This is a genomic window from Streptomyces sp. NBC_00557 (genome assembly GCF_036345995.1).
In the GTDB taxonomy this organism is placed as follows: domain Bacteria; phylum Actinomycetota; class Actinomycetes; order Streptomycetales; family Streptomycetaceae; genus Streptomyces.
Genome location: NZ_CP107796.1, coordinates 3,774,275 through 3,786,512, shown reverse-complemented (window position 1 = coordinate 3,786,512; position 12,238 = coordinate 3,774,275). Strand labels below are relative to the sequence as shown.

Sequence of the window (12,238 nt, the reverse complement as noted above, 5' to 3'; positions counted from 1 at the left end):
CGGACGAGAGCCGTACGGGACCGCGGCACTGGGCCGGCCGGATCCCGGAGGTCTCGTCACGTCCGCGCGACGCACACCTGAAGCAACAGCTCACGCCCGCTCTCCGGCGGACCACGCCGCCGGGCACCGTCCGCCCCCGACCGCCCCCACGGCACCACCAGGACGACCGGCACCACGAGAACACCGGCCACGGCCGGCGGCACCGGCATCTCAGGCCGGCTGGTGGTCGCCTGACACAGCGCACCCCGCACACCCTCGCCCACCTGGACGGGAACCTTGACGGCCACGGGGGCGGCCGCTGGTCGCATCCGGTGCGGGAGGGAGGCAGGGGTGTCGGCTGCCGTCCTTGTGCCATGTGCGGGGGGCGCGGCCGTACCGGAGCGGGGGGCCGGGTCCGCGGCCATCCCGGAGTGACCGGCCGGGCGTTCGGCGGTCGCGGGTTGGCCGATCATGCCGGAGTGGTCGACCATGCCGGAGTGGTCGGCCGGGTGTTCGGCCGGTGCGGCGGGGGCCGGGTGCGGGACCGCGGGACCGGCGTCCGGCATGCCGCCGTGGCAGCCGCTCGCCGCCGCGGCCGGACCGCCGTGCATGAGGAACAGCCCGAGCAGCAGCGCGACGAGCACGGCCGGGTGCACCACTCGGTGGCGGACCCCGCGCGTGCCGGCGACGGGCTGTGTGGCAGTCACGGGTTCACCATACGAGGAGTCCGGCGCGCGGTGCCGGGTGGGAGGGCCGACCGGGGGAGGGGGCGAGTGCTATCCGGCCACCGCGCGCAGGGTGAACGCGGCGGCGTGGATCTGGCCCCTGTGCTTGCGCGGTGACCGGTGACCGATCGCCGCGCAAGGCCGAGGCCCCCCGACCGTGTCCGGTCCGGGGGCCTCGGGGCGCCGGTACCCGATGGCCTTGACGGGTGCCGGGTACGGCGCGGTGGGGACGGGGTGCGGCGTTACGGGGTCGGGGTCTTCCAGATGCCGCGGCCGTGCGTGGCCACGTACACCTGGCCGCCGTCCGGGCTCGGCGAGAGGTAGACCGCCGGCGCGGTGGGCAGGTTCGTGCCCAGGCGCGCCCAGTGGCCCGCCGAGGTGCTGGTGAACACGCCCAGGTCGGTGGCGACCACCAGGGTGCCGCTCTTGGTGATCAGCGCCGCGTTGGCCGGGGCGTCCGGGAAGGAGTCCGAGGCGGCGGGGTCACCGCTGACGTCCGTCCAGGTCGTGCCGCCGTCGGTGGTCTTCCAGACGTGGCCGTAGCCGGCGCCGGGGCCCTCGTTCCAGTGCCGCGAGAAGCCGTTGATCACCGCGTAGACCGTCTTGCCGGAGGCGTCGGACGGGTCGATGGCCAGACCGGAGATGTACCGGTTGGGGAAGGCGGCGGGCAGGCCCACCTGGTGCCAGGTGCCGCCGTAGTTGGTGGCGATACCGCGACCGAAGGTGCCGTCGACCTTGGAGCAGGGTCCGCACCAGGCCGCCCACGTCACATGGTCGCGGCTGGCGACCGCCGAGGCGGAGTGGCCGGCGCCCAGGTCGTACAGCTTGGTCCAGTCGGCGCCGGAGGTGCTCTGCCAGGTCTTGGTGTTGCCCCAGACGTACTGGCCGCCCGCGACCCACAGGCCGTTCGGGTCGGTCTCGTCCGCGCTGAACGGGGCGATGAAGCGGGCGCCCGGGTCGCCGGGCGCGATGTCGGTGATGACGTCCTCGGAGCCGTCGTCGCTCGCGGTGTAGCCGCAGTTGTTCGTGATCTGCAGCGCCAGGTCGACGTACTCGCCGACCGTCTGGCAGCCGTTGTCCGGGTTGACCAGCTGGTCGCCGCCGTCACCGCCGAACGGGGAGACCATCTCGCCGTTCGGGTTGAGCTGCTGCCCCTGGTAGGTGGCGCCCTTGGGGGCGAGCAGCGAGACGCCGTTGTCCTGCAGGCCACCCCAGACGGCGTCGCCGCTGCCGTCGGTCATCTTCCCCGCGCGCACCGAGTAGTACTGCAGGTCGCGCAGGGTGCCGGACTCGTTGAGGTTGCGCCAGCCGGCGGTGGTCTGCGTGGTCGGACGGGCGTAGGCGCCGCCGTCGTTGCCGACGAACACCTCCGGCGTGCTGCCCTTCCACTGCGAGAAGGCCAGGGCGTGCTGGTCGGAGTGCATCACGTCGCCGTCGCAGGTGTTCGCGGCGGGGTCGTACGAGAAGCACTTCATGCCGAAGTTCCAGTACCGGCCGATCGCCTTCCAGGTAGCGCCGCCGTCACGGGACTCGAACATCTCCTCGAGGCCCAGGTAGACGTGGTTCGGGTCGTTCGGGTCGACCGCGACGACCTGGTCGTACCAGGCCTGCGAGCCGGGCTGGTAGCCGGAGCCGATCTCGCTGACCTTCATCGCGGAACCGGACGCCGACAGCGACGACGAGGTCGCGATCTGCTTGAACGGGCCGTTGGCGTCGCCGCTCTGGCTGACGTACACGCCGGCGAGGACCGAGTACACGCCGGAACCGGACGCCTTGTTGAGCAGCTTCGGCGACTCCATCGAGACGTACAGCCTGCTGCCGTCGGCGGCGTAGGCGAAGGAGGCGTTGCCGATTTCGGCGGGGTTGATCGCACCGGTCGGGTTGGCGCGCTTCCAGGTGGTGCCGGCGTCGTCGGAGTAGTAGAAGCCGTTGTAGTCGGCGCCGCTGCGCCAGGCCACGTTGGCCAGCAGCTTCTTGCCGCCGCTGCCGGGCTGTACGGCGATGTCGTTGGCGATGTCCGCGTAGTGGCTGTCCACGCCGCAGCCGACGCCGCTGACGCCGATGCCCGCGCAGGGGGCGAGGACCTTCGTCCAGGCGGTCCCCTGCGCGGCCGGCAGCGGGCGCCGGAAGAGGCCGTGCGAGGAGGCCGCGAAGACGTACCCGGCGGCCTTGTCGAAGGCCAGGGTGTGGATGGAGCTGGAGTCCAGCTCGGTGCCGCCCACCTTGTCGCTCTCGGTGAAGGCGCCGGTGACCGGGTCCGCGAGCCGGTAGACGCCGCTGCCCAGGTAGTTGTCGGAGGCGGTGGTCGCCTCGCCGGTGGCCAGCCACAGCGAGCCGTCGGGCGCGACCGCGAGGGCGCCCACGGACAGGGCGGGCAGCCGGTCGGCGATCGGCGTCCAGGTCCTGCCGTCGTCGGTGGACCGGAACACACCTCCGCCCGCGGCGCCCGCGTACACGACCCCCTGGTGCGTCGGGTCGGTGGCCAGAGCGGCGATGCGGCCGGCCGAATGCCCGGCGCCGCCGCCGGAGTTGGAGGCCGACTGGTCACGGTAGTGCAGGGCGTCCTCGTTGTACGGCGAGGTCGTCACCTCGCTCCAACTCCCGGACGCGACCGGCATGTTCTTCACATGCGCCCAGGCGTCGGCGTACGCGCCCGGGGCGATCTGCCCGCTGGGCGAGAGCCTCGGCTCGTTGAACGAGTCGAGGGACTCCATCAGTTCGTGGGACTCCTCGCCCGCCACGTCATGGCGGCCGGTTCCCGAGTCACCGTCCACTCCGTAGGCGGCGACGGATCCCGTCCCCGCTATCAGCAGCGCGGCGGCCGCGAGGGCCAGCGCGGCCCGCCCACCGCCCTCCGCCCCGCGGCGCGGTCTGCGCCGTGCGGAATACACACGCATGGACTGTCTCCGGCTTCTTCGGCGTAAGTGGCGACCGCCCCTACGGCCACACTGATCTCCTACTGCCGAGCGCCGGAACCGTACTCCCGCGCCCTCCCTCAACCCCAGACCCTTACACCGACTTTATAGGCGAACAAACGTAACAATTGTGAAAAACAACCTCGTTCGCCATGTCACGCTCACTGGAGTGAGAGCAGACCTCACTCCATGCAGCGCGGCGGCCGGCTTGTCCGTTACCGGCCCTGCGAACCGGCGCGTGCCGGAGCGGCACCGATTCACCTCGGGGCAACCGGCGTGGATCCTCGCGGATCATTCCGTACGCGTGCTCGGACGCTTGGCCGTGGAAGAGGCCCAACCTGTAGCCCCTGCCGTCTTCGCGGACGACCTGGCCGTCATCGGCTCGGGCCCCTCCTGCACGAGGTCGACGACAATCGTCCGGCCGGGATGAGCCCCTGGCCCTTCACCAGCCCCGCAACCGGCGCCAAAGACCGAGGCCGCGGGCATATGGCCGACGGGAGCTGTACCTCGTCACATCCCCCGAGAATGGCTGGGTGGGTTCGCATCCCACACCCACCACGCGATGGACGGCCTCTGATCAGCCATCACGTTCAGAGGACGATGTGCTGGGCGATGACCGCTCACGACCGTGGTTCACCGTGGTTTCCCGCACGGTCGGGCGCGGCTGGGGCACAGGTGGGGACCCGGGCACCGTCTGCCCGTCACGGCTACCGAGAACGCTGCCCGCTGAGTGGCTTACGCGCCGGGAGCGCGGAAGGTGACCTGCCGACGGGCGGCCTCGTCGATCTCTTCGAGTGTGAGGAGGGGAGTGGCCCGGGTGTGGAGGGCGCCGCTGGCCTTGACGGTGAGGCTGATGGCGGCCATCGACACCGGGTCGGGGAGGTCGATGATGCACACGAGGTCATCCGTCCCGAAGGCGTAGTACATGGCCTCGACCGACCCGCCGAGGTTGGTGACGACCCGGTCGACGGCGTCGCGGCGACCGCTCGCGCCTTCCTTGAGCAGCCCCTTCGTGCCCTCTGGCGTGTAGGTGGCCTGGATGAGGAACTTCGGCATAGGGCTGCTCCGCGTCCGCTTCTTGTCCGACAGCACCATGGCCTACCCGTTGTCATGCCGGTCACCACTCACCGAACGGCTTGATTCACTCGGAAGCCGAGCATCTTTCCTTCTCGGCTGAGGCGCCATGGGCGGTTGGCCAAGGGCACCGGGAGTCCCGGGACTCCGCTGCTCACGCGGCACCACCGTGCTCTCACGGGCAAGCTGCCTGTCCGCAAGGGTGAGGTACTGGGCCTCGCTTGGCGCAACGGTCCTAGGCGTCCACGGTGGTCCGCCGCTGTTCGTCTCCGTTGGCAGGGTGCGGGAAATCATGCTGCGCGCGTGGCGCAACCTGCCGTATCCGCCACGCGACGCAACCTGAGATGTCTTCTTGCCCAAAGACGGCCCCGTACGGACACGAAGTCCGCCGGCCAGGCACTCACCGGGAGACGCCCCGTGTGGGCCGTCGCTAGCGCCCTGCCCACCGTCGCAGCTCCCTGAGGGCACGCGCCTTGTGGAGGCGAGTTGTCGAGAGTTCGCTCGGGTTCGTCATGAACGCCGTGACGGGGGTCCACCGCTTGCCCCCCTTGCGAGCCGTCCATCTGACGGCCGGGAAGTCCGTGATCTCTGTGATGCACTCGCGCGCAATCACGCGTGTGCGCAGGTAACCGCGGATCGAGAGTCTCCCGCGCTCACACGTCACGCCGAGCCGGTATCCCCTCACGGCGAGGATCGCGAACCCCATCACAGCGAAACAGGCCGCGAGCCGCGAGAAGCCCGAGCCGGCTTGCGATGCGTAGGCGCCAGCAGCGACCGCCGGGACAGCTCCGAGGCTGCTGTTCGCAAGACGGTTCAACATCGATGGCGACAGCTCCACGACGCTTCTCGTCCGTGCTGGTGCCTGCCGACGGCAGCGTACTGGGCCCTCCGCTTGGGGAGCTGAGGTGATCCAGCGCTCGCTGCAGGGCTGACCTGCTGCGGAAGGGCGTCGCCGACCGTCGGCGCGTCCGTTGCTTCTCCGGATGTTCCCCGTGGTTCCCGCTCGGTCCGGCACACCTGTGGCACGACCGCTTCGTCGTGGGCGGGCCCCCTGGGCACCATGCGCTTGGAAGGTGCGGACACCCTTGTACGACGCCTCCCATGCTGCTGACGTCGCGACCATGACACTGCCCAGGATCAGCCCCCCGGCAGTGCTGCCGGCGGCAAGCTGTCACTGCGCCTCAGGCGGTAGTCAGATCGAGTAGTTCCGTACGGGTCACGGGAAACGAGGCACGTGTAATGAATGCCGAGTAGCGAACCGGCGTCCACACCCAGGCTGGCAGCGAGCACCCGAGTAGGCAGCGGATGCTTGTCATTCGGGTCATGGACCGCGACCGAATCAGCCAGCACGCCGCGAACATTGACGATCGCGTACTCGACTCGGGTCCCGAGAGTCGCCTTCTCGTCCTCTCGGGCCCCGGATGCATCGCGGCTCTGTCGGAGGGGCCACCCGGCGGGTAGCTGTGCGTCTGGCATCCACGGATGGTCTCATCCGTCAGACGTGGACCACCGCTTCAGGAGACAGGAGAGACAGCTTGCCCGCTGGCCCAATGACCTGGAACTTCGATGGCTGGTGGGGGCTGCCTGCAATCTGCCCCGGCTGACCGGCCCAGCATGCATGACGCGCAGCAATATCTCCGGCCTCTGCCACATTAGCGGCTCGTTGTCGTCAGCCGGACGCCACGGCCGTCTGGGGTGGGGCAGCCGACCGTGTCCAAGGCCGAGACCGGGCGCACGGTCCCCAGCCTGGGCGTGCTCGACCGGCTCCGGCGGGCCCTCGCCGTGGCTGAGCCGCTTGATGCTGCCCACGTCCACCGTGCCTTCCGCCAGGCGCTCAAGGGCATCGACGCGATCAACGCGCACGAGTGGACTCTGAGGGAGCTTCGGCGCAGCTTCGTGTCTCTGCTGTCCGATCGACACGTGCGGCCAGCCATCAACTGCCGTCAGGATCCGCTAGCTCGTTCTCAGGGAGCCGATGAGGTCCTGGGTATGCGCGGACTAGGGGAGAGTTGTGAAGATCATTTACCACGCTTCGAGGTGCCTTGCGGCGGATCCGCGGCTGGCGAGGGGCGCTTCGATCCATAACCGAGGCTGACTGGCATGGGTCGAACTGCAGTACTACACGGCGAAGTTGCAGGCCGGAGGGCATGAGGTGGATCTCAGGAGAGGAACATCGGGGTTGGATTGGTGAAGACGGTTGCACATGGCAGACTCTTATTGAATGCTTAATCCCCACAGATGGGGGGGAAGTGTGAAGGTCTTCGAGGCCTGACGATGGCGCGGTGCGGCACTCGCTGTAACCCGAGGGGGGTTCAACTCGCCGCTGCCGGACCGTTTCAACGCAGTACCCGACGCCGCGGCTGCCTGCGTCAGGAACAGACAGCCGCATTTCAGGGGCGCCGTTTCCCGGCTTGCGAGCCGGATCAAGGGGAGGGAACCACCATGCGCATTGGCGTGCTTGGGCAGGGCTATGTCGGCCTGCCCTTGGCTCTGAGGGCTGCTGAGGCTGGACACACCGTGACTGGCTATGAGCCCGACCGGAAGCGCTTCGAGAGCCTGGCTGCCGGCTCTTCCTACGTTGAGGACATTGACTCCGACCGTCTGCAGAGCGCCTTGCGCTCTGGCGCCTACACGCCGACCTGCGACCCGGAAGACGTCAAGGGCTTCGACGTCGCAGTCATCACCGTGCCGACCCCGCTGACCGACCGTGCTCCGGACCTTAGTTGTGTGCGGGAGGCGGCCCGCGTGCTGGCTGCCCGCATAGAGCCGGGAGCCACCGTGGTGCTGGAGTCGACCACGCACCCCGGCACCACTCGCGACGTGCTCATTCCCGTGCTGGAAGAGGGATCGGGCCTCATCGCTGGCCGTGACTTTCACGTCGGTTTCAGCCCGGAGCGTATCGATCCGGGTAACGCCGAGTGGAGGCTGGAGAACACACCCAAGATCGTCTCTGGTCTCACTGACGCCTGTCTGCAGCGCGTGAAGGCCTTCTACGACTCCGTCACTGAGGTCACCGTGCCGGCCTCCGGCTTGGAAGAGGCTGAACTGGCCAAGGTGTTCGAGAACACCTACCGTCACGTCAACATCGCCCTGGTCAATGAGCTTTCGCGGATGGCTCATGTACTCGGCGTCGACGTGTGGAACACCCTCGACCTGGCGGCGACCAAGCCGTTCGGTTTCACGAAGTTTCTGCCCGGCCCCGGGGTTGGTGGACACTGCCTGCCGATTGACCCCGTCTACCTCAGCCATCACGTCAAGGCCCAGCACGGGCAGACCTTCCGGCTCATCGAACTGGCTCAGGACATCAACGAAAGCCAGCCCGACTACGTGGTGCGCCGCTTGCAGGACGCTCTCAGTCGCCGCTTCCGCCGCAGCGTGCACGGCGCCCGTATTCTCGCCCTCGGCGCCGCCTACAAGCCCGGTACCGCTGACGCTCGTCAGTCGCCGGCCGTACAGGTCATCGACCGGCTACGTGCCATGGGGGCGGATGTCACCGTCGTCGACCCCTACCTGCGAGACGGCGGCTGTCAAGCCATCCCCTTCGCCGCGGAAGAAAGCGGCATCGAGGTGTGCGACTTCGACGCTGTCGTCGTGCTGACACCGCACGGCCAATTCGACCTGGATCAGCTTGCCGCCGAGGCGGCATATGTCCTCGACACCCGGGGCGTCATGCCGACCGCGGAGCACATCGAGCGGCTGTAGAAGCCCGTCGCCCAGCCGGGTGTACGTGCTGGGCACCAGGGGCGTCATGCCTCTGGCATCTGACATCGAGAGGCTCCGAGAGCCATGGGAGGGGAAGCATGGGATACGACGAAGGGGCGCTTGCCAAAACGGGCGTCGGAGCGATCACGCTCTTCGGAACGACGATCACTCTCGGATGGATCGTCACGGCTGTGGTCGCGGCCGTCCTCATCGGTGCGTTCGCGTACCGCTGGGGCACCCGTGGCCGCCGGATGCATGGCTGAGGGTATGGGGAGCCACCGCAAACACTCCTGGGTCGTAGAGGGGCGCTCCAGGGCGCAGGTGATGCTGTCTGTGGCCGCTGTCGTGGCGGCCACGGCCTGGACCCTCGTCTACCACTTCGTGTGGAGCACCCAGGCCTGGGATGCCGTGCTGGGCTTCTACTGCGCGGTGACGGTGGTTCTCCTGTACTCGCTGGGAGCGGCCGTGAAGGGGCGTAGCTTCACCCACCTTCCGGTCGCCTCCGGGCGGGTCTTGGCCATCGTCCCGGCCTACAACGAGCCGCAGGAGGCCCTGTACGCCACCGTGTGGGGCCTGATCAACCAGGTGCGGCCCCCTGAGCAGATCCACGTGATTGACGACGGCTCTCGGCAGCCGGTGGTGCCGTTCGATCACCCGCTGGTCACCTGGCATCGGCAGGACAACGCGGGCAAGCGTGAGGCCCAGGCCAACGTGCTGCGACAGGTGGATCCGGAGTCCTACGACTTCATCCTCACCGTGGACTCCGACTCCGTGCTGCACAAGGACGCGCTCTGGCACTGCATGAAGGCCATGTCGGACCTGCGGGTGCAGGCGGCCACCGGGCTGACCCTGGTCCGCAACAGGACGGCCAACCTGCTCACCCGCGTGATCGACGTGGAGATCGTGACTTGGTGCCTGGTCACCCGCATGGCGCGCTCCCAGCTTGGCGCCGTGGCGCCCACCTCGGGCATCCTCGGCCTGTACCGCAAGGAGTTCGTGTTGGCCAATCTGGAGGACTACGTGACCTCCGGCACGGCCGGTGACGACCGTCGCCTGACGCACTACGCGCTCCAGCACGGCCAGGTCGTCGCGGTGAACGAGGCGTGGGTGTACAGCGCGATGCCGGAGGACCTGAGCGAGCTGTGGACCCAGCGGGTGCGGTGGTTCAAGTCGTACTGGAAGTACGTAGGCTGGGAGCTGACGAACTTCTCGGCGGCCCCGCTGTTCTTCCGGATGTACGGCCTGGTGCTCACCGCGCTCTCGCCGGTGTTCTACGCCTGGGTGCTGTTCGTGATCCCGCACTACACGGGCAGCAAGGTGATGTTCCTGTACGGCCTGGGCTACTGGATCATCCTGACCTACGCCCAGACGGGCATGTACGCCGCGCTGAGGCCCGAGCTCGGTGCCCGGCAGAAGCTCTTCGCGTGGCTCCTGCTGACGCCGCTGGTGTCGCTGGTGAACCTTCTGCTAATCAAGCCCGCGATGTACTGGGCGCTGACCCAGGCCCGGACGACGCACTGGGGCACGCGCAAGGTGGCAGAGACCAAGGACGCGGTGCCCGCATGAAAAAGATGACCAAGGTGGCCCTCCTGATCCTGGGAGCGGCCACCCTGGCCTCCTGCCACAACCGAGGTCTCCCCGGATACGGTCGCGCAGACGAGGCTGGAGGCCCTGAGTGACGGTCGCGCCGCGGTGGTGGAATGGACCGGAAACTGGCCCGGATCAGGGCCGCAAACGTCCTGGGCTAGCGGGCGGCGGGAGCTGATGAGAGCGCTGGGAGCGCGTCTTCGTGTGCTTCGTGCAGGGGCAGGCCTGACGGGTGCTGTGCTCGCGCAGCGTGCAGGAGTGGGGCAGCGGTCCGGCGGATCGTGACCGGGCCATCGCCAACCGGCTTGATGCCGTGATCCGGGGCGATGGGGGAGTAGCCGCCAACACGTCCGAGAAGGACCCTGCGGGCCCCATAGTGGCACGACTGTCGCACGACCCTCGAAACACCGAAGGGCTAGCCTGGGAGGAAACGCCTCCTGAGCTGGCCCTTCTCTCTGCGCCCGGCAGGATTCGAACCTGCAACACCCGCTTCAGGAGTTCGATGGGCCTTCCACCTTGATCGTGGACACCTCGACACTGGATCTTGAGTCCAGGGAGAGGAGTCCCAGGTGGGGACCTACAAGTACCCGGTGGAGTTCCGGGCCGACGCGGTGGCGCTGGCCCGTTCGTCGGGCCGGCCTGTCTCACGCATCGCCGCCGAGCTCGGCGTGAACCACGAGACGCTGCGGCAGTGGATCAAGGCCGCGGAGAAGGCCGAGAGGCCCGAGGCGATCGCGGAGTCCGCGAAGGACGCGGAGATCGCGGCCTTGCGCAAGCAGGTCCGCGAGCTGGAGATGGAACGTGACATCCTGCGTCGGGCGGCCAAGTATTTTGCGGGCGAGACGAACTGGTGAGCCGCTTCGAGTTCGTTGCCGACCATCGCGACGCCTTTGGCGTGAAGCGGCTGTGCACCGTGCTGAATCTGTCCCGGTCCGGGTTCTACCGGTGGCTGAAGACCGCCCCGGCGCGCGCAGCGAAGAAGGCCGACGACGCCGCGCTCACCCGGCGGATACGCAAGGTGCACACAGAGTCCGGGAAGACGTACGGGGCCAAGCGGATCACCGCCGAACTCCGCGCGGGCGGTGTGATGGTGAACCGCAAGCGCATCGAGCGACTCATGCGCCAACACGGCATCCAGGGGCGGAGGTTGAAGCGGCGGCACCGCACCACGATCCCGGACCCCGCCGCCCAGGCGGTGCCCGATCTGCTGCGGCGGAACTTCACCGCGTCCGCCCCCGACCGGGCCTGGGTCGGTGACATCACCTATCTGCCCGTCGCCGGCGGGAAATTCCTTTATCTGGCCACTGTCATCGACGTGTTCTCTCGTCGCCTGCTGGGCTGGTCGATGGCCGAGCACATGCGGGCCGAGCTCGTCATCGACGCGCTCAACGCGGCCGTCCGCACTCGCGGTGGACAGGGGGACGGCATCATTTTCCACAGCGATCACGGGGCTCAGTACGGGTCGAAGGCGTTCGCCGACGCCTGCCACCAGGCCGGGATTCTCCGATCCATGGGAGCGGTCGGCACCTCCGCGGACAACGCCGCCGCGGAGTCGTTCTTCGCCTCGCTCAAGCGGGAGATCCTTCCCGACCGGCGCGGCTGGCCGAGCGAACGAGCCGCCCGGCTCGCGGTCTTCCGCTGGCTCGGCTTCTACAACCACCGGCGCAGGCACTCCACAATCGGCTACCTCGCGCCGGTCGCCTTCGAACAGAGATCAACTACGCTGGCCATCGCTGCATGACAACCGGTGTCCGCGATCAAGGTGGAAGCCCCGATCTCCCCTCGGCCTGGTCGCGGCTCGCCTCATGAACTGGTTCCGTACGTGGCTGCTGTATGCCGCCGCCGTTCGGAGTGGTTGATGTCAGCGTTGGATGTCAGCGAAACATAGGCCAGGGCGCAGTGGCTGGCGACATCAGGAGAGCCGGCGGTCGTCGCCGGTTGGCACACCGCCAAACCGGCCGGGGCGACCGGCAGCTCCCCCTGCGGACAACGAAGCAGTTCGGCGGGTGACTGCACGGCCCGGCGGGACATAGCCGCATAAAAGGTGTGATAGCCGCAGAAATGGACATAGGTTCGTCTGTTCGATAGCGTAGATGCGTGCCAGAGCATCGGCCGTATCCAACCGTCTGAGGCGGGCGCTGGATGTCGCAGCTTTTCGACTCTGATGCACCTGATGCCTTGAGCCCCCGACAACGCTGCATGGTCCGTAACCGGCTCAGCGTGTCGGCAGTGGCTATGCATCAGTGCAAGCAACAG

Annotated in this window: 7 protein-coding genes and 1 pseudogene; 5 read left to right on the top strand and 3 right to left on the bottom strand. The window is 68.3% G+C overall.

The genetic code is table 11. The features are described 5' to 3' along the window. Positions 1-56 precede the first annotated feature (56 nt). The 3 genes from OG956_RS16180 to OG956_RS16170 form a co-directional block, all read right to left on the bottom strand. The gene (locus OG956_RS16180; protein WP_330338675.1) at positions 57-686 is read right to left on the bottom strand and encodes a hypothetical protein; all 630 of its coding nucleotides are present in this window, start codon (positions 684-686) and stop codon (positions 57-59) included. Between the two features lie 260 nt (positions 687-946). Further along, a complete protein-coding gene (locus OG956_RS16175; RefSeq protein ID WP_330338674.1) occupies positions 947-3,601 on the bottom strand; it encodes a WD40/YVTN/BNR-like repeat-containing protein in 2,655 nt (884 codons plus the stop codon). Positions 3,602-4,354: 753 nt separating this feature from the next. Then, positions 4,355-4,675, bottom strand: coding sequence for a GYD domain-containing protein (locus OG956_RS16170; RefSeq protein ID WP_330338673.1), 321 nt, complete (start codon positions 4,673-4,675; stop codon positions 4,355-4,357). A gap of 1,797 nt (positions 4,676-6,472) precedes the next feature. Here OG956_RS16170 and OG956_RS16165 point away from each other — a divergent pair. The 5 genes and pseudogenes from OG956_RS16165 to OG956_RS16145 all read left to right on the top strand — a co-directional run. After that, a pseudogene (locus OG956_RS16165) lies at positions 6,473-6,616 on the top strand (site-specific integrase); the annotation flags it as partial. A gap of 519 nt (positions 6,617-7,135) precedes the next feature. Continuing rightward, entirely contained in the window at positions 7,136-8,395 is a 1,260-nt protein-coding gene (locus OG956_RS16160; RefSeq protein ID WP_330338672.1) for a nucleotide sugar dehydrogenase, read from the top strand. A 98-nt stretch (positions 8,396-8,493) separates the two neighbouring features. Beyond that, a complete protein-coding gene (locus tag OG956_RS16155; RefSeq protein WP_330338671.1) occupies positions 8,494-8,658 on the top strand; it encodes a hypothetical protein in 165 nt (54 codons plus the stop codon). Between the two features lie 70 nt (positions 8,659-8,728). After that, positions 8,729-9,961: a glycosyltransferase family 2 protein gene (locus OG956_RS16150; RefSeq protein ID WP_330338670.1), complete on the top strand. Its 1,233-nt coding sequence runs from the start codon at positions 8,729-8,731 to the stop codon at positions 9,959-9,961. 590 nt (positions 9,962-10,551) lie between these two features. After that, positions 10,552-11,723, top strand: a protein-coding gene (locus tag OG956_RS16145; RefSeq protein ID WP_443065564.1) for an IS3 family transposase whose coding sequence is annotated in 2 segments (ribosomal slippage) — positions 10,552-10,816 and positions 10,816-11,723 — 1,173 coding nt in all. Because the reading frame shifts where the segments join, the coding sequence is not laid out codon by codon here. Positions 11,724-12,238: the final 515 nt, after the last annotated feature.